The organism is Escherichia sp. WS1118, from assembly GCF_046487695.1.
Lineage (GTDB): Bacteria > Pseudomonadota > Gammaproteobacteria > Enterobacterales > Enterobacteriaceae > Escherichia > Escherichia coli.
The window spans coordinates 573,415-595,031 of record NZ_JBJQIZ010000001.1 but is presented as its reverse complement, the minus strand read 5'-3'; the positions used below and the strand labels follow the sequence as shown (position 1 = coordinate 595,031).

The 21,617-nt window shown below is 52.2% G+C and carries 25 protein-coding genes; 5 read left to right on the top strand and 20 right to left on the bottom strand.

Features of this window, described 5'->3' with window-relative positions; all coding sequences use genetic code 11:
• Positions 1-13: 13 nt before the first annotated feature.
• Entirely contained in the window at positions 14-457 is a 444-nt protein-coding gene (locus ACJHYO_RS02870; RefSeq protein WP_000449457.1) for a YhbP family protein, read from the top strand.
• Here the strand turns inward: ACJHYO_RS02870 and yhbO are convergent.
• A complete protein-coding gene (yhbO, locus tag ACJHYO_RS02865; protein ID WP_001346703.1) occupies positions 437-955 on the bottom strand; it encodes a protein/nucleic acid deglycase in 519 nt (172 codons plus the stop codon). The two genes, ACJHYO_RS02870 and yhbO, sit on opposite strands and share 21 nt — an antisense overlap.
• 127 nt (positions 956-1,082) lie before the next feature.
• On the opposite strand from yhbO, the gene ACJHYO_RS02860 reads away from it, so the two are divergent.
• Positions 1,083-1,718: an NAD(P)H-binding protein gene (locus ACJHYO_RS02860; RefSeq protein WP_000084526.1), complete on the top strand. Its 636-nt coding sequence runs from the start codon at positions 1,083-1,085 to the stop codon at positions 1,716-1,718.
• Between the two features lie 72 nt (positions 1,719-1,790).
• The gene (locus tag ACJHYO_RS02855; protein ID WP_000147603.1) at positions 1,791-2,831 is read left to right on the top strand and encodes a permease; all 1,041 of its coding nucleotides are present in this window, start codon (positions 1,791-1,793) and stop codon (positions 2,829-2,831) included.
• 112 nt (positions 2,832-2,943) lie between these two features.
• On the opposite strand, the gene dolP is transcribed toward ACJHYO_RS02855, so the two are convergent.
• Genes dolP through lpoA form a run of 4 tightly spaced genes read right to left on the bottom strand, consistent with a single transcriptional unit; the run spans position 2,944 to position 6,528 of the window.
• Positions 2,944-3,519, bottom strand: coding sequence for a division/outer membrane stress-associated lipid-binding lipoprotein (dolP, locus tag ACJHYO_RS02850; RefSeq protein WP_000646033.1), 576 nt, complete (start codon positions 3,517-3,519; stop codon positions 2,944-2,946).
• Between the two features lie 9 nt (positions 3,520-3,528).
• On the bottom strand, positions 3,529-4,119 hold the full coding sequence (gene diaA, locus ACJHYO_RS02845) for a DnaA initiator-associating protein DiaA (RefSeq protein WP_001158035.1): 591 nt from the start codon (positions 4,117-4,119) through the stop codon (positions 3,529-3,531).
• A 19-nt stretch (positions 4,120-4,138) separates the two neighbouring features.
• Positions 4,139-4,534 carry a YraN family protein gene (locus ACJHYO_RS02840; protein ID WP_000246833.1) on the bottom strand — a complete coding sequence of 132 codons (396 nt, stop codon included), beginning with the start codon at positions 4,532-4,534 and terminating at the stop codon, positions 4,139-4,141.
• Complete coding sequence (lpoA, locus tag ACJHYO_RS02835; protein ID WP_085455550.1) at positions 4,492-6,528, bottom strand: penicillin-binding protein activator LpoA; 2,037 nt, start codon at positions 6,526-6,528, stop codon at positions 4,492-4,494. The genes ACJHYO_RS02840 and lpoA overlap by 43 nt, the downstream gene beginning before the upstream one ends.
• 64 nt (positions 6,529-6,592) lie before the next feature.
• Between lpoA and rsmI the strand changes: the two genes are divergently transcribed.
• Positions 6,593-7,456 (top strand): 16S rRNA (cytidine(1402)-2'-O)-methyltransferase, encoded by an 864-nt coding sequence (gene rsmI, locus ACJHYO_RS02830; protein WP_000809258.1) that lies wholly within the window; start codon positions 6,593-6,595, stop codon positions 7,454-7,456.
• Between the two features lie 49 nt (positions 7,457-7,505).
• Here rsmI and ACJHYO_RS02825 read toward each other — a convergent pair whose 3' ends face one another.
• The 12 genes from ACJHYO_RS02825 to kbaZ form a co-directional block, all read right to left on the bottom strand.
• Positions 7,506-8,273, bottom strand: a complete 768-nt coding sequence (locus tag ACJHYO_RS02825; RefSeq protein ID WP_072172205.1) for a galactosamine-6-phosphate isomerase — start codon at positions 8,271-8,273, stop codon at positions 7,506-7,508.
• A complete protein-coding gene (gene agaD / locus ACJHYO_RS02820) occupies positions 8,274-9,065 on the bottom strand; it encodes a PTS galactosamine transporter subunit IID (RefSeq protein WP_000534351.1) in 792 nt (263 codons plus the stop codon).
• On the bottom strand, positions 9,055-9,858 hold the full coding sequence (gene agaC / locus ACJHYO_RS02815; protein WP_085455549.1) for a PTS galactosamine transporter subunit IIC: 804 nt from the start codon (positions 9,856-9,858) through the stop codon (positions 9,055-9,057). Before agaC ends, agaD begins: the two co-directional genes overlap by 11 nt.
• A gap of 38 nt (positions 9,859-9,896) precedes the next feature.
• Positions 9,897-10,373, bottom strand: a complete 477-nt coding sequence (agaB, locus tag ACJHYO_RS02810; RefSeq protein ID WP_000098020.1) for a PTS galactosamine transporter subunit IIB — start codon at positions 10,371-10,373, stop codon at positions 9,897-9,899.
• 166 nt (positions 10,374-10,539) lie between these two features.
• Positions 10,540-11,400 (bottom strand): tagatose-bisphosphate aldolase subunit KbaY, encoded by an 861-nt coding sequence (kbaY, locus tag ACJHYO_RS02805; protein WP_042021115.1) that lies wholly within the window; start codon positions 11,398-11,400, stop codon positions 10,540-10,542.
• A gap of 12 nt (positions 11,401-11,412) precedes the next feature.
• Complete coding sequence (locus ACJHYO_RS02800; protein ID WP_001114867.1) at positions 11,413-12,567, bottom strand: AgaS family sugar isomerase; 1,155 nt, start codon at positions 12,565-12,567, stop codon at positions 11,413-11,415.
• A gap of 349 nt (positions 12,568-12,916) precedes the next feature.
• Positions 12,917-14,050, bottom strand: a complete 1,134-nt coding sequence (gene nagA, locus ACJHYO_RS02795) for an N-acetylglucosamine-6-phosphate deacetylase (protein WP_001337620.1) — start codon at positions 14,048-14,050, stop codon at positions 12,917-12,919.
• Complete coding sequence (agaF, locus tag ACJHYO_RS02790; protein WP_000948837.1) at positions 14,047-14,481, bottom strand: PTS galactosamine/N-acetylgalactosamine transporter subunit IIA; 435 nt, start codon at positions 14,479-14,481, stop codon at positions 14,047-14,049. The genes nagA and agaF overlap by 4 nt, the downstream gene beginning before the upstream one ends.
• Positions 14,482-14,498: 17 nt before the next feature.
• Entirely contained in the window at positions 14,499-15,377 is an 879-nt protein-coding gene (gene agaE / locus ACJHYO_RS02785) for a PTS N-acetylgalactosamine transporter subunit IID (RefSeq protein ID WP_001295548.1), read from the bottom strand.
• Complete coding sequence (gene agaW, locus ACJHYO_RS02780) at positions 15,367-16,146, bottom strand: PTS N-acetylgalactosamine transporter subunit IIC (protein ID WP_000406214.1); 780 nt, start codon at positions 16,144-16,146, stop codon at positions 15,367-15,369. The genes agaE and agaW overlap by 11 nt, the downstream gene beginning before the upstream one ends.
• Positions 16,147-16,156: 10 nt before the next feature.
• Positions 16,157-16,630, bottom strand: coding sequence for a PTS N-acetylgalactosamine transporter subunit IIB (gene agaV / locus ACJHYO_RS02775; RefSeq protein ID WP_001298322.1), 474 nt, complete (start codon positions 16,628-16,630; stop codon positions 16,157-16,159).
• 22 nt (positions 16,631-16,652) lie between these two features.
• Complete coding sequence (gene kbaZ, locus ACJHYO_RS02770) at positions 16,653-17,933, bottom strand: tagatose-bisphosphate aldolase subunit KbaZ (protein WP_085455547.1); 1,281 nt, start codon at positions 17,931-17,933, stop codon at positions 16,653-16,655.
• A 248-nt stretch (positions 17,934-18,181) separates the two neighbouring features.
• Here kbaZ and agaR point away from each other — a divergent pair, with 248 nt between their 5' ends.
• The gene (gene agaR, locus ACJHYO_RS02765; RefSeq protein WP_000072187.1) at positions 18,182-18,991 is read left to right on the top strand and encodes an aga operon transcriptional regulator AgaR; all 810 of its coding nucleotides are present in this window, start codon (positions 18,182-18,184) and stop codon (positions 18,989-18,991) included.
• A gap of 54 nt (positions 18,992-19,045) precedes the next feature.
• On the opposite strand, the gene yhaV is transcribed toward agaR, so the two are convergent.
• The 3 genes from yhaV to garD form a co-directional block, all read right to left on the bottom strand.
• The gene (gene yhaV / locus ACJHYO_RS02760) at positions 19,046-19,510 is read right to left on the bottom strand and encodes a type II toxin-antitoxin system ribonuclease toxin YhaV (RefSeq protein ID WP_000347252.1); all 465 of its coding nucleotides are present in this window, start codon (positions 19,508-19,510) and stop codon (positions 19,046-19,048) included.
• Positions 19,510-19,845 (bottom strand): type II toxin-antitoxin system antitoxin PrlF, encoded by a 336-nt coding sequence (gene prlF, locus ACJHYO_RS02755; RefSeq protein ID WP_001296435.1) that lies wholly within the window; start codon positions 19,843-19,845, stop codon positions 19,510-19,512. Before prlF ends, yhaV begins: the two co-directional genes overlap by 1 nt.
• Positions 19,846-19,993: 148 nt before the next feature.
• Positions 19,994-21,565, bottom strand: coding sequence for a galactarate dehydratase (gene garD / locus ACJHYO_RS02750; RefSeq protein ID WP_001273763.1), 1,572 nt, complete (start codon positions 21,563-21,565; stop codon positions 19,994-19,996).
• Between the last annotated feature and the right edge of the window lie 52 nt (positions 21,566-21,617).

Genomic DNA, 21,617 nt, shown 5'->3' with positions numbered 1-21,617 from the left:
AAAGAGAACAGCAATGGAAACACTCACCGCCATCAGCCGTTGGCTGGCAAAACAACATGTTGTCACCTGGTGTGTGCAGCAGGAAGGGGAACTCTGGTGCGCTAATGCCTTTTATCTTTTTGATGCGCAGAAAGTCGCCTTCTACATTTTGACGGAAGAAAAAACGCGCCACGCGCAGATGAGTGGGCCGCAGGCGGCAGTTGCCGGAACGGTAAACGGTCAGCCGAAAACGGTAGCGTTAATTCGCGGCGTGCAATTTAAAGGCGAGATCCGCAGGCTTGAAGGTGAGGAAAGCGACCTTGCGCGCCAGGCGTACAATCGTCGCTTTCCTGTTGCCAGAATGCTGTCGGCCCCGGTGTGGGAAATCCGGCTTGATGAAATCAAATTCACCGACAACACGCTGGGCTTTGGTAAAAAAATGATCTGGCTACGTAACTCAGGCACCGAGCAGGCGTAATGCCTCGCGGTTAAACGCTGGCAGATCGTCCGGTGTACGGCTGGTAACTAGCTGATCTTTATCGACCACCACTTCCTGATCGTAAAATTCCGCGCCCGCGTTTTTAACATCAATAATGATCGGTTTAACGGCAGTCAGTTTGCGCCCCCGAATCACATCGGCGCTGATCAGCAGCTGCGGACCGTGACAGATGGCGAAAACAGGTTTGCCGCTGTTCACAAAATCGCGTGTGAAGGTGACAAAACGGTTGTCACCACGCAGATAATCTGGTGAATGACCGCCCGGTAGCAGCAGGGCATCGAACTCTGCGGGCGTCACTTCATCGATGGATTTATCGATGGCCACGCTGGCTTCTCCTTTTTTGCCTTTCACCGTTTTACCCGCTTGTTTTTCAATGGTAATCACTTCGTGTCCGGCTTTACGGAACTCGTCTGCGGGTGAAGTAAATTCTGAATCCTCAAATTCATCAGTGATTAAAACGGCGATTTTCTTACTCATGCTTCCTCCGCGTTGTTGCATTGGATGAGGCGAATTTTCCACAATCGGGGATAATTACCTCATGATCTATTAAGCCTGGTGCATGAGCCGTGGAGCGCAAGGCAGACAATTCTGTAAAGGAGCGAAGATGAGTCAGGTACTGATTACAGGCGCAACGGGGCTGGTGGGCGGTCACCTGCTGCGGATGTTGATTAACGAACCGAAAGTTAACGCCATAGCCGCGCCGACGCGACGTCCGTTGGGAGATATGCCAGGAGTGTTCAATCCCCATGATCCGCAACTGACCGACGCGCTGGCGCAGGTCACCGATCCCATCGACATTGTGTTTTGTTGTCTCGGCACCACGCGGCGAGAAGCGGGGAGTAAAGAGGCGTTTATTCATGCCGATTACACGCTGGTAGTGGATACCGCATTAACCGGGCGGCGGCTCGGTGCGCAGCATATGCTGGTGGTCAGTGCTATGGGTGCTAATGCCCACTCGCCGTTTTTCTATAACCGCGTCAAAGGGGAGATGGAAGAAGCATTAATCGCCCAGAACTGGCCGAAATTGACCATTGCTCGCCCGTCGATGTTACTGGGCGATCGTAGCAAACAGCGGATGAACGAAACGCTTTTTGCGCCGCTGTTCCGTTTGTTACCCGGTAACTGGAAATCCATTGATGCGAGAGACGTGGCGCGGGTCATGCTGGCAGAGGCGATGCGGCCTGAGCATGAAGGTGTGACGATTTTAAGCTCTTCAGAATTACGCAAAAGAGCTGAATAATTATTCCCAAGAATTGATAGTGAGCGTAATATTCACGCGCTCAATTATCATAACTTATTCCTGGGGAATGCTATGACTGGTCAGTCTTCATCTCAGGCGGCAACGCCCATTCAGTGGTGGAAACCCGCGCTTTTCTTTCTCGTTGTCATTGCCGGTCTCTGGTATGTGAAATGGCAACCTTACTACGGCAAAGCGTTTACTGCTGCCGAAACCCACAGTATCGGTAAATCTATCCTTGCGCAGGCAGATGCTAATCCGTGGCAGGCGGCGTTGGATTACGCGATGATCTATTTTCTCGCGGTATGGAAAGCGGCGGTGCTGGGGGTGATCCTCGGTTCGTTGATTCAGGTGCTGATCCCGCGTGACTGGTTGTTGCGTACGCTTGGGCAATCGCGCTTTCGCGGCACGTTGCTGGGAACGCTGTTTTCTCTGCCGGGCATGATGTGTACCTGCTGTGCGGCTCCGGTCGCGGCGGGAATGCGTCGCCAACAGGTGTCGATGGGCGGTGCGCTGGCATTCTGGATGGGGAATCCGTTGTTAAACCCGGCGACGCTGGTGTTTATGGGGTTCGTCCTCGGCTGGGGTTTTGCGGCGATTCGTCTGGTGGCGGGGCTGGTGATGGTGTTGCTGATTGCGACGCTGGTGCAAAAATGGGTGCGTGAAACACCGCAAACGCAGGCACCGGTCGAAATTGACATACCGGAATCACAGGGCGGTTTTTTTAGCCGCTGGGGCAGGGCGCTATGGACGCTTTTCTGGAGTACGATCCCGGTTTACATCCTTGCAGTACTGGTGTTGGGTGCCGCTCGCGTCTGGTTATTCCCCCATGCCGATGGTGCTGTCGATAACAGCCTGATGTGGGTGGTGGCGATGGCGGTAGCGGGATGCTTGTTTGTCATTCCCACGGCAGCAGAAATTCCGATTGTACAAACGATGATGCTGGCAGGTATGGGAACCGCTCCGGCGCTGGCATTGTTGATGACGCTCCCGGCGGTGAGTTTGCCGTCGCTGATAATGTTGCGTAAAGCGTTTCCGGCGAAAGCCTTATGGCTGACGGGGGCGATGGTGGCAGTGTCTGGTGTGATTGTCGGCGGGCTGGCGCTGTTGGTTTGATTTGAGGGAAAACATGTCGGATGCGGCGTAAACGCCTTATCCGACCTACGGTTTGCATCGTTGTAGGCCTGATAAGACGCTGCAAGCGTCGCATCAGGCATTACAAGGGCTGCTATTTAATAAACGTAAACGCCGTAGTTACCCGCTTCACGCCGCTTACCCGGCTGGCAATATCTGCCGCCGCTTTCGCTTCACGTTCAGTCACCAGCCCCATCAGGAACACTTCACCGTTTTCGGTGGTCACTTTCACGTTGGACGATTTCACCAGGTCGCTGGTTAACAGCTGCGAACGTACTTTGGTGGTGATCCACGTATCGTTAGACGCTTCGCCCAGACCAATCGGCTGGCCCTGACGAATCTCGTTATACACTTCGTTGGCACCGTCTACGCCCATAGCAATCTGTTTGGCGCGAGCCGAAAGTTCAGCGTTTGGTGACTGCCCAACCAGCAGCACTTTGCCCTGATAGGCCGTTACATTAATGCGCGCTTCTTTCTTAATTTGTTCGTCTTTCGACAATGCGCTGTTCACGCGCACTTCCAGGGTACCATCGTCTACCTGGGTGCCGACACTGCGTGGGTCAGTTGCGGCTTTGGTACCCACAGCAGCAGTACCCACTACGGCAGCGGCAACACAACCTTGCAACAGCAGCGCGGAAATAAGGACTGCGATTGGCGATAATGCCTTCATGTATTCTCCTTAAACATCCTGGTGAGGGAAAAGCGTGTTATCGATCAGATCGCACAGGCAATTTACCGTCAGCATATGCATTTCCTGAATGCGAGCACTACGATGCGAAGGAATGCGGATCTCCACATCCTGTGGCCCTAACAAACCTGCAAGTTCACCGCCGTCATAGCCGGTTAATGCCACAATGGTCATATCACGCGTAACGGCAGCTTCTACCGCTTTTACAATATCGCGGCTGTTGCCACGGGTGGAAATGGCTAACAATACATCTCCCGCATGACCCAGCGCCCGCACCTGTTTTGCATACACTTCATCATGTAAGCGATCGTTGGCAATTGCCGTTAAGACAACATTATCAGTATTTAGTGCAATGGCAGGTAAGCTGGGCCGCTCCGTTTCGAAACGGTTGATCATGCTGGCAGCAAAATGCTGTGCATTGGCAGCGGAAGTTCCATTACCACAACAGAGGATTTTGTTGCCATTGAGCAGAGACTGAACCAGCGTCATGGCTGCACGGGAGATGGCATCCGGAAGCGCCTCTGCCGCCGCAATTTGAGTTTGAATGCTTTCAGTGAAGCAAGCTTTAATTCTTTCTTGCACGCTAATCCTTAAACCTTAATTATGAGTGGTCATTAAAGGCATCCTTAATCCACTCAACCTCATTCCCGGTGAAGGCTACCACATCGAACCGGCAATCCACAGTATCAAAACTCCCATTATGACGCGCGAGCCACAAGCGGGCAGTCTGTAATAATTTGTGTTGTTTGCTGCGGGTCACACTGGCTGCCGCGCCGCCATAAAGCGCAGAGCGGCGGTAACGCACCTCGATAAAAACGGTGGTCCGGCCTTCACGCATTATCAGATCGATCTCGCCGCCACGCTCGTTCACGTTAGCGGCGATAAACCGTAGTCCTTTGCCTTCCAGCCAGCGACGCGCTTGTGCTTCCCACGCATCGCCGGTCTGTTTGGTGGTTAACTGGCGGGGACTACCTGACCTTGTTGGTACTGTAGCCATGATAACTTCCTGTTAATCACGCAATCCGGGTTTGCCGTCAGGCTTCCGGTATTACCGTTGATTTCAAAACCCTGAACCTGGCGCATTTGTGAGAAATGATTTGCCAACGACCAGGCATCGACGCCCATCGCATACATGCGAGCCAGCGAATAATCGTTGTTCACCGCGCTGAGCGCCTGCTGCATTAACGGCAGATTACCGCCTGCCAGCATCGGGATTTCGCTGTACTGCAAGCCTTCCATCTCCAGGCGGAAATCCGGGCCAGCGGTCCCTTGCGCACTGCGGGAGCTGGCGTACAGCGTTGCACCGCTCTGGCTACCGTTACGCATGGCGATCATTGGTTTGATAAAAGCGATTTCACCCGGCGTTGCCACAATGTACACCGCATCGACACGACCGCCATTGTTAGTGAATTGAGTGTCGGTTGGCGTGGTTTGCAGCGTTGGATTGTTGGTCGTCATGCCGGAGTCGGTTGTTTCTCTGGGAGTAATCGGGCTACCCGTTAAAGCGATACCCGAACCGCCGTTAACACCCGCGCGTAATTCGCTGGTGGAACCAAATTTTTGTTGCAGAACGGTGCCGCCGCCCAGTTTCTGCCACTCTTGCGCAAACGCATTGGCTACGCGATCGCCCAATGAACTGCGTGGGATCAGCACCAGCGGCGCTTGTTTACCCTGGTCACGAATATGACGCGCTGCATCGCGCGCTTCGTCTTCCGGTGAAAGCGCGAAGTAACAAATATTGACGCGGTTTTCGATGTTCTCCGGCTGGTTCAGTGCCAGCACGTTCAGCGGGGTGTTGCTCTTCAGCAACTCTTCAACGTTATTTTTCAGCAACGGACCGACCACAATACTCGCGCCATCCTGCTGAACCTGGCTTAAGATCTGGCTAAGTGGTTGTGATGAGGTATCGTAGATTTTCAGCTCTGCGGATGGATTTGCGGGTGCGCTTACCGCTGCGGTGCTTGTCGCCGGGGCGCTTACAGGCACCGGCTGGGCCGCAGGCTGTTCACCGGTCAGATCGCTAACCGAGGCTTGTGCCGGGCTGGCAACGTCATCCACGGTTTGCGGCTGAGATTGTTCTGCTACGTCTGCGGCAGGTGCGGCAGCTACCTGGGCCGCCACTGGCTGAGTGCCGATATTTTTCGCCGCTTCAAAGCCTTGCTGAATAGTGCGACCAAATACCGCTGCCTGGCCATTCAGCGGCAACAGCAGGGCGATTTTGTTGGTCGATGCTGGTTTAAACGCTTTTACGTTAACCAACTGCGTTGGCAGCATTTTCGCGCCCGGGTTGTTCGGATAACGTTTCTGCCAGTCGGCGATCCCAGCTTTCATCATGTCAGGATCGTTACGGTTATCAAACCAGACGCGCTGCAAATCCAGCCAGCCTTGCAGAATATTTTCGTCGGCGTTGATCACCAGCGTATTCGCCTGCTCCTGAGTCATGGAGGAGAGCGCCTGCCATGTGGCGTCAATATTCTGCTGCTTTTCTTTCGCACCGAGCAGCGGTTCCTGAGCAATTAACGCGCGCAGTAAATCAATGGAAGGACGCCCCTGGCTGGCATCGATTTTTGCCTGCCAGTAACGGGCTTGCTGGTTTTGTTCTAAATCGGCAGGTGTGATTTTCGCCAGCAAGTTTTGCGCGCCAGCAAAATCTTTCTGCGCCAGTTTAATCTCTGCCGCCAGCAGTGTTTTCTCGCGACGCTGAGAATCGTTCAGTTCTTGCGGTAGTTGGTTAAACAACTCCACCGCCTGTCCGGTTTTACCTTCTTTCACCAGTGCACGAATGGCGAGTAATTGCCAGTTGTTCCTGGTATCATCAGAACTTTGCTGCATCTGTTGCAGGTAAAAGGCAGAATCAGCCTGCGCCGTGCCCTGCATATAAGCAGTGGACTGATCGGGAGTATGGGTGCCACAACCGGCGAAAATCAGGGCTGCCAGAACAACAGGCAGACAACGCGCGGCTTTCAAACGAGAAAATGTTGAGGGTACCATAATGTATCCAGTGATATTTTTTTTACGCAATGCTCAATATTAAATCGGCAATACGGACGACACAATGAAACAACACCAATCGGCGGATAATTCTCAGGGCCAGCTTTACATTGTACCGACGCCAATCGGCAATCTGGCTGATATCACCCAGCGTGCATTAGAGGTATTACAGGCCGTTGATCTGATTGCCGCCGAGGATACGCGTCACACCGGTTTATTGCTGCAACATTTTGGGATTAATGCTCGGTTGTTTGCGCTGCACGACCATAACGAACAACAAAAAGCCGAAACGCTGCTGGCGAAGCTGCAAGAGGGGCAAAACATTGCGCTGGTTTCCGATGCCGGAACGCCGCTAATTAACGATCCTGGCTACCATCTGGTGCGTACCTGTCGTGAAGCGGGGATTCGCGTGGTGCCGCTACCAGGGCCGTGTGCTGCTATCACTGCGTTAAGCGCCGCGGGTTTACCATCCGATCGTTTTTGTTATGAAGGCTTTTTACCTGCCAAATCAAAAGGCCGCCGTGATGCGCTAAAAGCTATTGAAGCGGAGCCGCGCACGCTGATTTTTTATGAATCTACCCACCGTCTGTTAGATAGCCTGGAAGATATCGTTGCGGTATTAGGCGAATCCCGTTACGTGGTTCTGGCGCGTGAGCTAACCAAAACCTGGGAAACCATTCACGGCGCGCCCGTTGGCGAGCTGCTGGCGTGGGTAAAAGAAGATGAAAACCGTCGCAAAGGCGAAATGGTGCTGATTGTCGAAGGCCATAAAGCGCAGGAAGATGACCTGCCTGCTGATGCCCTGCGCACGCTGGCGCTGCTACAGGCAGAACTGCCGCTGAAAAAAGCGGCGGCGCTGGCCGCAGAAATTCACGGCGTGAAGAAAAATGCGCTGTATAAGTATGCGCTGGAGCAGCAGGGAGAGTGATTACAGGCGTTGCAGCAGGAATAGCGCTACAACGCCTTTACCTGGCGAGTTAACGACGACACATTTCATCAATCACGCATGTGAAATGGTTATGCAGCCATAAAAATGAAGCCGGGATAGCGGTAGAGACTTTAGCCGTGAGAAAACGTTCTGTCGCATCCTGTTTTCCTTCGCCAGTCACCAGTAACAAAACTTCGCGAGCATTGAGAATATCCTTCAGGCCTAAGGTGATCCCACGAGTCACAGGACGGCCCGCGGTTTTTAACATCTCATGTTGCTGTGTTCTGGCATCAAGTTGACTGATATGGCAGGCCGGTTGCAGGTTTTCTCCCGGTTCGTTCAGCCCAAGATGACCGTTTTTCCCCAATCCGAGAACGCATAAATCCAGACCGCCTTTGCGCGCAATCAGGTTCGTTACCCGTTCGCACTCTGTCTCATTTATCTCTTCGGAGCGAAAGCTGATGAGTTGGTCTTCACGCAGCCCCAGCGGCTGCACGATATGCTGTTGTAGGAAAGTTTCGCAGGTGCCAGGCATCGTTAATGGCAGATCCACCCATTCGTCGAGCTTCACGAAGGTGAGATGGCTGACATCAACCTGCTGCTGGTGGATTTTTTCTACCAGATAATGATACGTCAGTAATGGCGTGGCTCCGGTCGCCAGGCAAATCACGGCATCCGGTTTGCTACGGATCACGGCCAATAAATATTCGCTGGCACGTTCACTTAACGCCGTATAGTTTTCAACTTGTTGAAGGGTTTGCACAGGATGAAATTCCTTTAGTAAAGAGGCACCACCAGACGCAGTGCCTCGTTCCATTTACAAAATGCCGAATGCAGAACAAACAATAGAGAGCACAAAAGTCACGCCGATTAACAGCACCGGATGCGCTTTTTTCACCCGCAGGAAGTAATACATCAACAGGGTGTAGGCCATCGGTAAAATGTTCGGGAAGACTTTATCGAAGAAATCCTGCTGCAGTGCGACGCTGTGGGTACTGTCGATGGCAAACGACGTCACCACGTTAATATGCACATACGAAGCGATCAGCCCGCCGATTACTGTGATCCCGAGGATGGTTGCCGAACGAGCAATCATCTGCGAGTTCTCTCGCACTTTATCAATAGCCTTCACGCCGACTGAATAACCGACGTGGGTCCAGCCGACGCGCAGGAAAAAGATAAGCAGGTAAACGGCGAAAAACAAAATCGGTCCCAACAGGTTCCCCTGACTGGCAAACGATGAGCAAATCCCCGCCATAATTGGCAACAAGGTAAACCAGAAAATCGCATCGCCAATCCCGGCGATTGGGCCAAACAGCGCCACTTTGAGGCCTTTAATGGTGTCGCGGTTTTCTCCTTTTTCTTCCATCGAAATTAATAACCCCATCAGGAATCCGACCAGATTAGGGTGGGTATTAATAAATTCGAGGTTATCTTTCATCGCCGCGCTTAGGCCCGGTTTGTCGTCCTTATAAATCTTTTTCAGGATCGGCAACATCGCCCAGGTAAAACCGCCCGCCTGCATCCTTTCGTAGTTAAAGCTTGCTTGTAGCAGTGACGAACGAAAGCCCAGACGGGTGATATCTTTTTTACTGATTTCAGATCCCATTGCTGTAGTCCTCTTCTTCATTTTTACTGGCAACGGGCTGCGGTTGCGCTTGCTGCCGGGATTTCGCATTGAAAAACTCATACACCGCAAAGCCTGCGCCCAGTACGGCAACCGGCAACAGGTTGCTGACCTGGATGTAGCAAACAAACAGGAAACCGGCGATCAGGTAAGGGATATATTGTGCTTTGAACATCACGCGCAGCAGCAAGCCAAAACCAACAGCAGGCAGAATACCGCCAGCCACTTCAAAGCCGTGGGTCAGCCAGGCGGGCATCGCTTTCACCAGCGCCTGCATCGCCCCTTGTGCCAGGTAAGTACAGAGGAAAGCAATCACCGCATACGCTGAAGCGACGATGAGCATCGTTGTCCAGTTAAGTCGGGAAAACGCTGCCGTATCCGCCTCTTTTGCGCATTTATCGGCTTTGGTCATAAATAATGAGAAAGCGGAATAGAAGAACAGAATGACGTACTGCATTAACAAACTAAACGGCAGGCCAAGACCAATTGCCGTTTTGGCATCAACGCCCGTAGACCATGCAATGACAGTGGTCATCAGACCCGCCATAATCGGGTTGGGCGGCTGAACACCACCTGCAGGGGTTAATCCGGCGAAAGCCAACTCTGTCAGGCCACCGGTAATTAAGCCAGTCTGCATATCACCGAGAATAGCACCTGTAAGGGTACAAACGATTATCGGGCGGAATAAAAATAAGGCTTCCAGCCAAAAATCAATCCCCAGAAAGAAAACTAACGCCGCCAGGGATAATCCCTGGAGTAGGGTTATTTCATGCATTTTTATTACCTCAAACCAATATTAAGGCTATTTTAGATTTAGTCAGGGATTTGTTCTTTTTGATCGCCAGGGACGTCCTGAATGAAAACATTTACGCCACGTTGTTTAATAAAACGTAAATCCGTGAGATCCTGGTCATCGACATAAACTTTACTGCTGATTTGCTTTTTCCCTTCCGAGAAATGCATATTGCCGATGTTGACATCTTTCAGGTCAATACCACCTTCTACCAATTTACGTACCGTTTGTGGCGTACGGCAAATCAGGAAGATCTTCTGATGTGGTGCAGCTTTGCCGATGACGTTAATGGTTTTTTCGATAGTAAAGAAACGAATGCCAAAGCCGTAGGTTTCTGCGGTAATACCCATTAATTTCTGTTGAATATCATCGTTAGCGACAACATCATCCACGACTACTAACAGATTCGCACCGATGGTGGATGTCCAGGTCACGCCAACCTGACCGTGAACCAGACGGTTATCAATACGGGTTAAGAGAATATTTGGACTGCTCATTGTGTAATCCTCACCATAAAGTTGAATAATATAATCCTTTTAAATATATTATTGTTGCGATATTGTACTGATGTATTTATTAAGGTTTAGTTATCTCCTTTACCATTAAGGCACTCCCCGATATTAATCGGGAAGTACATTGGGATAAATCATAAAAAACTAATGATTATGCTGAAATTCGATTCGCTGAACCACAGACATTAATTTTATTTCTGACAACTTCTTTCATCGCATCCATTCCGACGCGCATATAATAACGAGGATCATTACCCTGCGGATTTTCCGCAAACCAGGCTTTAACCGCGCCAGCGAAGGCTATTTTTAATTCTGTGGCAACGTTCACTTTTGTTACGCCAAGTTCAATAGTGCGACGGACAAATTCATCCGGGACATCGCTGGCACCATGCAGCACCAGAGGAACATCCACCACTTCACGAATTTCCGCCAGCCGCTGGAAATCAATCTTCGGCGTTTTGCTGTATAAGCCGTGCGCCGTACCAATCGCTACCGCCAGGCTGTCGACGCCAGTCAGTTCGACAAAGCGTTTAGCTTCTTGTGGATCAGTCAGGAATGCACTTTCGGCGTCAACGCTCATGTCATCTTCAACACCGCCGAGGCGGCCCAGTTCTGCTTCCACGCTGCAATCCTGGGAGTGGCAGAAGTCGACAACCGATTTCACCAGCTCCACGTTCTCGGCAAACGGGAAATGACTGCCGTCGATCATCGCGCTGCGCACGCCTGCGTGGACTTTACGGCGAATATCATCCAGCGATTCGTGGTGGTCGAGATGCAGCGCCAGTGGCATGTTGTAGGTTGTGGAATAGGCACTACACAGGGCGTAGATCTCTTCCAGCGCGATATGTTTAAAGGTCCCCGGCGTTCCGGCGAGGATCACCGGCGATCGCATTTCACTGCACACTTCGAGGATCGCCTGGATCGTCTCGGCGTTATGAATGTTAAAGGCAGGCACCGCGTAGCCATTGGCCTGGGCGTCCTGTAACAGATATTTGGTGGAGATAATGCTCATAATGCGATCCTCTTATGCCTGCCACGGATGAATGATTACGCCTTGCACCACGCGGTTAACGGTGCCACTGGCTGATGGGGTATCCGGCGTATTACCCATGTGCAGCGACTGCATCAGTGCAAATGTCTGGGCGTACATCAGGAAGCAAAATGCCTGCTCAACGTCGATAAAGTGACGGGACGGCGGCAGGATGATATGTGGACCGGCGGCAATAACGTCGTTGCTTTCCGCGGCGATGGCGATTACGCGCATTGCCTGGTTATCGCGGCGGAGTTCTGCCAGCAGATCAAGATCATACTGACGGGTGTAAGGGTGGCTGGAGACAAACACCACCACCAGCGTTTCGTTATCGACCAGCGATTTCGGGCCATGACGGAATCCGGTCGGGGAATCATAGAAGGCCGCCAGTTTACCCGCTGTCAGTTCCAGCACTTTCAGCGCCGACTCGCGTGCTGCGCCCTGTAAGCCACCGCTGCCGAGATAAACGATCCGTTTCCACGGTGCGTAACCAAACACACCTTCGCTGAAATCGCCCAGTGAGGTCAGGATCGCCTGGCAACGATCCGCCACGTCGCGGAAGGTTTGGCTGTTGATCATCTCAGGTGCGAAAACCGCGAGGCAGCTGGCCATCATGGTGGTAATGCTGCTGGTCATCGCGAAGCCGCGATCGTGCGTTTCTGCGGGCATCAGCAGGGCAAACGCGTTGTCGCTGTTGATCGCGTTTTGGTAAAGAGCGCCCGCTTCGTTGCAGGTGATCGGCAGGTGATAGCATTCTGGTACAAATTGATTTGCCAGTTTCACGGCGGCGACGCTTTCCGGGCTGTTGCCGGATCGACCGAAGGAGATCAATAGTAGCGGATGAGCTGGGTTCAGGTAGTCCATTGGATTGGTGACCAGATCGGTGGTCGGTACGGCGCTGAAGTTTTTACCGGTATGGCTGGCGAGCCACGGCGCGATGATGTCACCGATAAATGCCGATGTTCCGGCTCCGGTCAGGATGATTTGCAGATTCTCTTTGCGCAGTAACGGTTCAAGGAAGTTATTGAGCGCGGAACGTAGCGCGTCAATGTTGGTGAGTGAACGGATCCATGCGCGAGGCTGATGGCGGATCTCTTCTTCAGTCCATGTACCGGTTGCGGCAGCAGCAGGGGTGTAATTTTCTGGCATAACTCAATCCTTAGTCTGATGAACTTGACGTCGGCGTTGTCGCTTTCGCTTGCCTTTCGTTTCATTTCACTTGGTGATTTCTTTCGTTGGTTAAAATCTATAGAAAAGAAACTGAAAGTTCAATGGAGAAAAAGGAAATAAAACGAAATCTGTGATCGTTGAAAGAAAAGGCAAGGGAAGTAAAAGGGATTGCTGGATGCGGCGTAAATACTTTATCCGGCCTTACGGTCACCAACCGTAGGTCGGATAAGACGCATTAGCGTCGCATCCGACACCGCTGCACAGATCAAAACGAAAGAAAAAGAAAGGCCTTACGGGGGAAGTGAAGGCCTAATAAAGGAGCAAACCATCAAAACGAAGCTAATTGACCCTGAATCCAGATTTGTTGCACATGCAGCCCGCTATCCAGCGCAACGACGCTGGCGCGTTTGCCCGGTTTAAGCGATCCCAGAACACCATCAACACCCAGCATTCGCGCCGGATGCAGCGACGCCATATGGATGGCTTCCGCAGGCGTTACGCCCGTCAACTCGACCATGTTGCGCACTGCCGCATCGACAGACAGCGTACTGCCCGCCAGCCCACCGGACGCGGTACGGACAACGCCACCGCGCATCTGCACTTCTTCACCACATAACGTATAGTGACCATCCGGCATCCCGGCTGCCTGCATCGCGTCGGTGATCAGTACGATCCTCTCTTTCGCACAGCAACAACAGAGCGACATTGCCGCCGGATGTACATGATGACCATCGGCTATCAGTTCCAGCCAGGCGCGCTTGTCCGTTAATCCCGCGCCAGCCATTCCCGGTTCGCGGTGATGTAAACCTGTCATCCCGTTATAGCAATGCACCAGGCCGTCGGCACCAGCATCAAACGCGGCACGGGTTTGTTGCCAGGTCGCCGCGCTATGCCCCAGCATCACCCGTACGTTTTGCTGTTTAAGATGGCGGATGGCCTGCAATGCCCCTTCTTTTTCTGGTGCCAGCGCTACCACGCGCAAGGTATGCTGAGAAACGGCAATCAATTGATCCAGCTCGGCAATTTCAAGCTCGCGAAACAGCTCCGGTGGATGCGCGCCTTTATTCTGCGGCGTGAAGTACGGTCCTTCGAGATAACTCCCCAGCACTTGCGCACCAGGTCCGCCACGCTGGCAGCGTAGAGCAATACGTTTCAGCGCCGCATGAATGGTATTAAGCGGCGCGGTTACGGTGGTCGGTAACCAGCTGCCGACACCTTCGCGTGCCTTGTGCATTGCCAGCTTGTCGAGCGCATCCGGCGCGTCATCCATTACATCAACGCCCGCACCACCGTGTACATGGGTGTCGATGTAAGCGGGGCAGAGCAGTTCCACATCGCGTTCAGTCACGCCCACTGGAATCGGTTCGATTGCTGCGATTACACCGTCAGCAATACGCAACTGATGGTCATCGAGCCATCCCTCTTCAGTCAGCAGCCTTCTGGCGCGCAGAACGTGTGTCATATTCCTTCCTCGACCGGACATTCCTCATGGCAGCGACCAAGTTCGTCCACCAGACTGGTTAGCCCACGGTGTCCACACTCCAGCGCCTGCACACGGAACTCTTCACCGCTTAACCCTTCGCGTTCCAGCACCATTTCCAGTAATAGTTGCAAATTTGTGCCGGTGATCACTTCACAGCCCGGTTTTTGCATCGCCAGCGTTGAAGCTACGCGAAACGGCGTGCCGCCCAGCAAATCCGTCAGAAAAACAATGCCGTCTTCACAATCCAGTTGGGCGATGGCCTCTTCAAGCTGCGATGTAAGCTGCGCGGTGCTTGAGGTTTCCGGAAAATCGATGGCGATAAACTGCGATTGCTCACCGAGAATTTGCTTCATTGCTTTTTCCATACCGCTGGCAAACCCGCCATGCCCTGTCAAAATAATACTTAACATCTAATACCTCATTGTATTTAAAGGAAATGGCAGAATTTACCGACGATGCCGAGAACCACTGTCACTGCAATCAGGCGCAGCGGACTCCAGCCGCGGCGTACCAGCCAGAACATGGTCAGGGTGTAGACCAGCGGTAAGAAGGCTGGCATCAGTTTGTCGATAACATCAGCCTGTAACTTAACCACTGCGTCGCCCGCGGTGATTTCCAGCGTGGTGCTTAAACGAACATAAGTTGCCACCAGCGCGCCGATTACCGTCATCCCAACGATAGATGCCGCATGGCCGACTTTTTTGGTATTTGCTTTAATGAGTGGAATAGCCGCCACGCCCATGCGGTAAGCATAATGCGCCAGACCAAAACGCAGCCCCAGGTGTACCACGTTGAACAGCACAATAAAGACGACAGCGCCAAGAATAGAGCCTTGTAGCGCGAGGCTTGCACCTATCCCGCCACAAATCGGCAGTAGCGTTAGCCAGAACATCGCATCGCCAATCCCGCCGAGCGGCGCACCGACGGCAATTTTGGTGCTCTGAATACTGTTAACGTCCTGCTTAGAACGCTCCATCGCAAGGATAATGCCGATAACAAACGTCACCAGAAACGGATGGGTATTGAAGAAACCCATATGCCCCTTCATGGCGCGCGCCAGGTCGCGTTTATTAGTGTGGATCTTTTTCAGTGCTGGCAGCAGGCCGTACAGCCAACCGGAAGCCTGCATACGTTCGTAGTTGAAAGAAGCCTGTAACAGCATGGAACGCCAGGCGACGCGGTTGATATCTTTTTTCGTCAGCTCCGCGCCAATGCTCTGATCTTCATACACGTTTTCATTGACGCCAGTCAGCAGTGTTTCTTCATTTTCGCTGACGTTCGGCAGGGTGGTTTGATTAGATGCCATCTTCAAATTCCTCTTTCTGTGCCGCAGGTTGAGTCGGTTCAGGAGATTTACGCAGCAGGTCGATCAGCGCCATCGCCAGCGCAGCGGCAGCAATAGCCAGCACCGGTAACTTGAGCCAGGCTGCGGCAACGAAGCCCAGGATGAAGTAGGGGATGTAGACGTTTTTCATCATGATTTTCAGCAGCACGGCAAAACCGATTGCTGGCATGATGCCGCCTGCGACGCCGAGGCCATCAATTAATCGTTGCGGCAGGACATCAATGATGGTTTTTGCATGTTCCGCGCCGAAGTAGATAGGCAGGAAAGCGCAGAGAAAATAGAAAGTGCCGAGTGCCAGCAGTGCCAGATAGTTCACGCGTTCAATGCCGCGTGTATCGGCGTTCTCCGCCATCCGGTCGCATCGGGACATCACGCCGGACATCACCGAGAACAGGAAGGTAATCCCCATCTGTACTGCGACAGCGAAAGGTACGGCGACACCGACCGCGACATCGGGTTTCACGCCAGTAGTAATGGCAAACGCCGTGCCGACGATAGTACCGATAATCACGTTAGGCGGCTGTGCGCCCGCCAGAGGGGCCAGCCCCATCCACACCAGTTCCAGCGTACCGCCGGTTAAAATACCGGTATGCAGATCGCCAAGTACCAGCCCGACCAACGGGCCGAGAACCACCGGGCGGTGCATATGGGTTAAGCCGTTAAACATATCCAGGCCAGCGATAAAGGCGATAATGCCCAACGCAAATGCCTGCAACAGACTGATTTCCATGATGAATCCCTCAAAGTAATTTAAAGAGGTCCACAGCAGGCTCTGTTGGGACGCCCTGAACGAAGCATTCCACCCCAGCGGCTTTCAGGTCGTTAAATGCTGCGATATCACCCGCATCCACAGAAACCGTTTTGGCGATTTGTTGCTTGCCATTGGCGTAGTGCATATTGCCAACGTTAATGCGATTCACCGGAACGCCACCTTTCACCAGCGTCAGGAAATCGGCCGGTGTTTTACAAACCAGCAGGATTTTCTGTCGATCGGCGGCGCGATGAATGTTGTCGATGACTTTTTGCAGCGTCCAGAAACGTACGGCGATCCCTTCTGCCAGTACCATTTCCATCAGGTTTTGTTGTACCAGATCTTCGGCAACCTCATCGTTGGCTACCAGCACCAGATTTGCCCCCGCAAATCCGACCCACTGAACGCCGACCTGACCGTGAATCAAGCGTTCATCAATCCGACTTAAAACAATATTTGGCATAGCGTGTTCCTCTTTGTTTTGCTTATTGGCCTTCACAGGCTGTGTGGTACTGCGCCAGGATGTCCTGAATATGGTTGATAATGAGTTCCCGTGGCGTTGGCTGCAGCTCGCCGGAGCGAACTTTCACGTACTGCAGCGGCAGATACTGACTGATCAGCGGCAGCGGAATTGGTGAATCCGTCAGATTACGAACCAGATGAGCGAAAGCGTCATCAATCTGGCTGTCCGGCCAGTAATAGCGCACGCGATCCGAGTAGCTATAACCACGCGCCAGACGACGCGCGTTGCCGTCACCGTGGTAGTGGCTTTGCCAGTATTCCGGGCGGTCGAGCATCACGTTTTCCAGCACCTGACGCAGACCAGAACAGGCTTTTGCTGGCACCAGTTCTTCTTCAATCGCCGCCAGAGAGAACAGAGCTTCACGCAGAGCAAAGGTCAGCGCCGGGCCAACTTTCAGAATGGCAAAGTGGTCAATCACCAGCTGGCGCAGCGATTGCGGTGTTTGATAATCGGTAGAGTGCGCTTCGAAAATCAGCGTTTCGTAGTTTTCGACCATCTGGCTTAAGGCGGTCGCTTTGGCGGGCTGATAATCAATAACGTTGGTGTGATCGAATTCGACGCCGGGTTGAACCACCAGGGCAATGATGCGTGGCCAGATGGCATTCAGACCCTGCTTTTCAAAAGCGTGACGATGGGCTTCCAGCGTGGCGCGGGCGGCATCCGGCGTGGTGACCGCCAGCTCGCTTAAGGTTTCATGCGCGCCGCCAGGCACCGGGACTTCGGTACCAATGACATACTCCAGATCGGCTTCGCCAAAGTGTTCAAGACAGGTTTCTTCCGCCACTTTCGCCAGACGGGCGGCGCGTTCAGCCACGATGTCATCAGTTAAGGGAATCGGATCGTCCTGACAGGACATGCTGCAATCAAGGTGAATTTTTTTGAATCCTGCCGCCACGTAGCTTTTAATCAAATCATCGGCATTGGCCATTGCCTGAGCGGCAGGCAGGTTTTGCCAGCGGTTTGGCCCCAGATGGTCGCCACCCAGAATCAGCGCATCCTGCGGGAAATTCAACGAGTCGGCGAGCTGACAAACAAAGCCGCGAAAATCGGCGGGCGTCATTCCGGTATAACCGCCGAACTGGTCCACCTGATTGGAGGTTGCTTCAATCAGTAACGGCGTTTGGTTTGCACTGGCGTAGCGGATTGCAGCTTCCAGCACCAGCGGATGTGCGGAACAAACGGCATAAATCCCATTTGTTTTGCCCGCTTTGTGCTGTCTCACCATTTCTGTCAGATGTTTCACTTTCCTCTCCAGTTCAGATTACTGCGACATTAATCTTTCGTTTTGTTTCAGTTGATACTGCGTCATGGTGAGATAAAAATAAAACGAAAGATAATAGTTTTCTGATCTGATTCACAAAAGAAACATAATGAAAGCCACTGAAACGAGAGTAGCTTGCGCCAATGGGTAAGGTGGGCTTGCATTTGCTTAATAGAAAGGCGTTAATAGGCAAAACGAAATGAAACGAAAGTTTTACGAAAGGACTTACTATGAGTAATACCGACGCTTCAGGTGAGAAGCGAGTGACAGGCACCAGCGAGCGACGAGAACAGATCATTCAACGCCTGCGCCAGCAAGGAAGTGTGCAAGTTAATGATCTATCGGCGTTGTATGGTGTATCTACTGTGACGATCCGCAACGATCTGGCGTTTCTGGAAAAGCAGGGGATCGCTGTGCGTGCCTATGGTGGCGCGTTGATCTGCGATAGCACAACGCCGTCAGTCGAGCCATCAGTGGAAGATAAAAGCGCGCTGAACACCGCGATGAAACGCAGCGTTGCGAAAGCTGCCGTTGAGTTGATTCAGCCTGGTCATCGGGTGATCCTCGACTCCGGGACCACCACTTTTGAGATTGCTCGTCTGATGCGCAAGCACACCGACGTAATTGCGATGACCAACGGTATGAACGTGGCTAATGCGTTGCTGGAAGCGGAAGGCGTTGAGCTGCTGATGACCGGGGGGCATTTGCGCCGTCAGTCGCAATCTTTTTACGGTGATCAGGCTGAGCAATCGCTGCAAAATTACCACTTCGATATGCTGTTTCTTGGTGTAGATGCGATCGATCTGGAGCGCGGCGTCAGCACGCATAATGAAGATGAAGCCCGTTTAAACCGTCGGATGTGCGAAGTTGCGGAACGGATCATCGTGGTCACCGATTCCAGTAAGTTCAATCGTTCTAGTTTACATAAGATCATTGATACTCAACGTATCGACATGATCATTGTTGATGAAGGCATTCCTGCGGATAGTCTGGAAGGACTGAGAAAGGCTGGGGTTGAAGTGATTCTGGTCGGGGAATGAGAAAGGATGCCCGCTGGTCAACACCAATGCGTTCGGCGGGCATTGTGAACACCATCAATGGCTTTCTTCTGTCTCTTGGGTGAGGCTTTCCCAGTCGGCAGGAGGATGTCCTCTTTTTAACATTTTACTGAATACGGTATAGGCATCTGTTTTTTTACCGTAGGTGCGCAGCGTGTTTTCATCGTTCATCCATCCCAGAATGATGACTTTCTCTTTTTCACTGTAACGAAAGAAGAGACGATAGCGACCAGCACCAAATTTTACCCGTGACCAGTCTTTATTTTTCCCAGAGCCTAACGACTTGCCATGACGGAATGCCGGTGATGATGGATTGACCGTGATATGCTCCTCAATCACTTTATGGACCACCGCCAATAACTTTGTGGCAGCTTTTCTCTGATAATTTTCAGGATCTTTTCCCTTTAATGCCTCGACTTCGGCAACTAAAGCATCGTAGGTTTCCTGAAAACAGGGATGAGCATATAGCGCCCAACCATTAACCCTTTGTGGAAAATCCATTATTCGTCGTCGCCAATCTCATCGTCAATGTTGACGTCCATGCCAGCGACAAGTTTCTTTCCTTGTTGAATGTCGAATGGACGAGTTTTTTGCGGGTTGTTCTGGATATCTGCATCCAGAAAACGCAAAAATGCATTCATAGTATGATCCTCCTGTTCATCTCCCAGTCGGCACATAAATACTTGCCCACCAGGCAGAATTTCGTAATGAATGCTGTCCAGGCCTGGCTTCAGTTTTAAGGCCTCACGCACTGGCGCGGGGATAGTTGTTTGTCCGCGTATAGTGACCTTTGATTCAGTGGTCAGTACAGCGTTAGAGCGAGCATTAGCGGGCATTATTTACTGTCCTTTTACAGCCTGTTTTCTGCTCAAATTATAAGCTTGAACTAAGGTAATGCAAATGCATTATTAATGGATGTGTGGACTTTAAACAATAAAAACATGGCACTAAGGCCATGTTTTGCGAGGGACGTTCCAAAAGAAATCAGGTCACCGGTGCCGGGTTAAACACCGCCAGCTGGTTATGCAGTCCCCATTGATCCGAGAAAGTTTTCTTCTTCCCGCTGGCGACGTCGAGAATAAAGTGGAACAACTTCCAGCCCACTTCTTCAATGGTTTCTTCGCCGGTAGCGATAGTGCCCGCGTTAATATCCATTAAATCAAACCAGCGGTTCGCCAGCTCGGTGCGGGTCGCCATTTTAATGACGGGTACCGCCATAAGGCCGTACGGCGTACCACGACCGGTCGTAAACACTTGCACGGTGATACCCGAAGCCACCTGTTGCGTGCCACAGACAAAATCGCTGGCTGGCGTCGCGGCGTAAATTAATCCGCGTTTAGTCGGGCGTTGGCCGGGCGACAGCACTTCAACAATTGCACTTTTACCCGATTTAGCAATGGAGCCGAGTGCCTTCTCTACCACGTTTGCCAGACCGCCTTTCTTGTTGCCCGGCGAAGGGTTGGCGCTGCGGTCGGTTTTTCCCATATTGAGATAGTTATCGTACCACTCCATCTCCTCCAGCAGCCGTTTGCCGACCTCTTCGTTCACTGCGCGTGGTGTCAGCAGATGGATCGCGTCACGCACTTCTGTGACTTCTGAAAACATCACCGTTGCGCCGCAGCGCACCAATAGATCAGACGCATACCCAACCGCCGGGTTTGCCGTTACGCCAGAAAACGCATCGCTGCCACCGCACTGCATGCCGACAACCAGTTCTGAAGCCGGACAGGTTTCTCGCTGACGTTGATTCAGTTTTTGTAGATGGCGTTCGGCGACCTGCAAAATATCCTCGACCATGGACTGAAAACCGACATGCTTTTCATCCTGCAAACTGACAATGCTGGCGCTTTCTACTGGAATAGCTTGCACATCATCCGTTCCAGTCAGTAGGCGTTCAGGCTGCAACTTTTCACAACCCAGACCAATCACCATTACTTCGCCGCCAAAGTTAGGGTTCAGCGAAATATTGTGAATGGTACGAATAGGTACAACTGCCGCGGGTGCGTTAATCGCCACGCCACAACCGTACAAATGATTCAGCCCCACCACGCCATCGACGTTCGGGTATTTCGGTAGCAGATCGCGTTCAATGATTTTTACTACGTAGTCCACCACGCCTGCCACACAGTGGACGCTGGTGGTGATGCCGAGCAGGTTTTTGGTGCCCACGCTGCCATCGGCATTGCGATAGCCCTCAAAGGTGTATCCTTCCAGCGGCGGTAAGGGTTCCGGGACTTTGGTTGCCAGTGGCAGCGTATGTAACGGCGGCGCTTCCGGTAGTACAACCATTGATTCGTCGATCCAGCTTCCGCGTGGGATTGCGCGCACGGCGTAACCAATCACCTCGCCATAACGAATAATTTCACCATTAGCCGGAATGTCCAGCAATGCGACTTTATGCCCCTGGGGAATATGTTCAATTAATTCCAGCCCATCCGGAAAACGCGTTCCTGCTTTCAGGCCATTATCATTAACAATAATTGCCACATTATCTGTGTCGTGAACTTTTATATAAAACGCAGTTGGCGTTTCTTGTCTGATTTCGATGTTGGCCATTGTGCAATATTCTCCAGCCAGGGACTATTAAAATGAGGACCTGGTCTCATTT

Bases quoted from the DNA above. Each gene is read 5' to 3' on its own strand.
- ACJHYO_RS02840 (WP_000246833.1), bottom strand. From the start codon at position 4,534: ATGGCTACAGTACCAACAAGGTCAGGTAGTCCCCGCCAGTTAACCACC.
- ACJHYO_RS02800 (WP_001114867.1), bottom strand. From the start codon at position 12,567: ATGCCAGAAAATTACACCCCTGCTGCTGCCGCAACCGGTACATGGACT.
- yhaV (WP_000347252.1), bottom strand. From the start codon at position 19,510: ATGGATTTTCCACAAAGGGTTAATGGTTGGGCGCTATATGCTCATCCC.
- ACJHYO_RS02870 (WP_000449457.1), top strand. From the start codon at position 14: ATGGAAACACTCACCGCCATCAGCCGTTGGCTGGCAAAACAACATGTT.
- lpoA (WP_085455550.1), bottom strand. From the start codon at position 6,528: ATGGTACCCTCAACATTTTCTCGTTTGAAAGCCGCGCGTTGTCTGCCT.
- agaC (WP_085455549.1), bottom strand. From the start codon at position 9,858: ATGCATGAAATAACCCTACTCCAGGGATTATCCCTGGCGGCGTTAGTT.
- agaE (WP_001295548.1), bottom strand. From the start codon at position 15,377: ATGGCATCTAATCAAACCACCCTGCCGAACGTCAGCGAAAATGAAGAA.
- ACJHYO_RS02855 (WP_000147603.1), top strand. From the start codon at position 1,791: ATGACTGGTCAGTCTTCATCTCAGGCGGCAACGCCCATTCAGTGGTGG.
- ACJHYO_RS02860 (WP_000084526.1), top strand. From the start codon at position 1,083: ATGAGTCAGGTACTGATTACAGGCGCAACGGGGCTGGTGGGCGGTCAC.
- ACJHYO_RS02825 (WP_072172205.1), bottom strand. From the start codon at position 8,273: ATGGAACGAGGCACTGCGTCTGGTGGTGCCTCTTTACTAAAGGAATTT.
- agaB (WP_000098020.1), bottom strand. From the start codon at position 10,373: ATGAGCAGTCCAAATATTCTCTTAACCCGTATTGATAACCGTCTGGTT.
- dolP (WP_000646033.1), bottom strand. From the start codon at position 3,519: ATGAAGGCATTATCGCCAATCGCAGTCCTTATTTCCGCGCTGCTGTTG.
- nagA (WP_001337620.1), bottom strand. From the start codon at position 14,050: ATGACACACGTTCTGCGCGCCAGAAGGCTGCTGACTGAAGAGGGATGG.
- agaF (WP_000948837.1), bottom strand. From the start codon at position 14,481: ATGTTAAGTATTATTTTGACAGGGCATGGCGGGTTTGCCAGCGGTATG.
- agaD (WP_000534351.1), bottom strand. From the start codon at position 9,065: ATGGGATCTGAAATCAGTAAAAAAGATATCACCCGTCTGGGCTTTCGT.
- agaV (WP_001298322.1), bottom strand. From the start codon at position 16,630: ATGCCAAATATTGTTTTAAGTCGGATTGATGAACGCTTGATTCACGGT.
- yhbO (WP_001346703.1), bottom strand. From the start codon at position 955: ATGAGTAAGAAAATCGCCGTTTTAATCACTGATGAATTTGAGGATTCA.
- garD (WP_001273763.1), bottom strand. From the start codon at position 21,565: ATGGCCAACATCGAAATCAGACAAGAAACGCCAACTGCGTTTTATATA.
- agaW (WP_000406214.1), bottom strand. From the start codon at position 16,146: ATGGAAATCAGTCTGTTGCAGGCATTTGCGTTGGGCATTATCGCCTTT.
- prlF (WP_001296435.1), bottom strand. From the start codon at position 19,845: ATGCCCGCTAATGCTCGCTCTAACGCTGTACTGACCACTGAATCAAAG.
- kbaY (WP_042021115.1), bottom strand. From the start codon at position 11,400: ATGAGCATTATCTCCACCAAATATCTGTTACAGGACGCCCAGGCCAAT.
- agaR (WP_000072187.1), top strand. From the start codon at position 18,182: ATGAGTAATACCGACGCTTCAGGTGAGAAGCGAGTGACAGGCACCAGC.
- rsmI (WP_000809258.1), top strand. From the start codon at position 6,593: ATGAAACAACACCAATCGGCGGATAATTCTCAGGGCCAGCTTTACATT.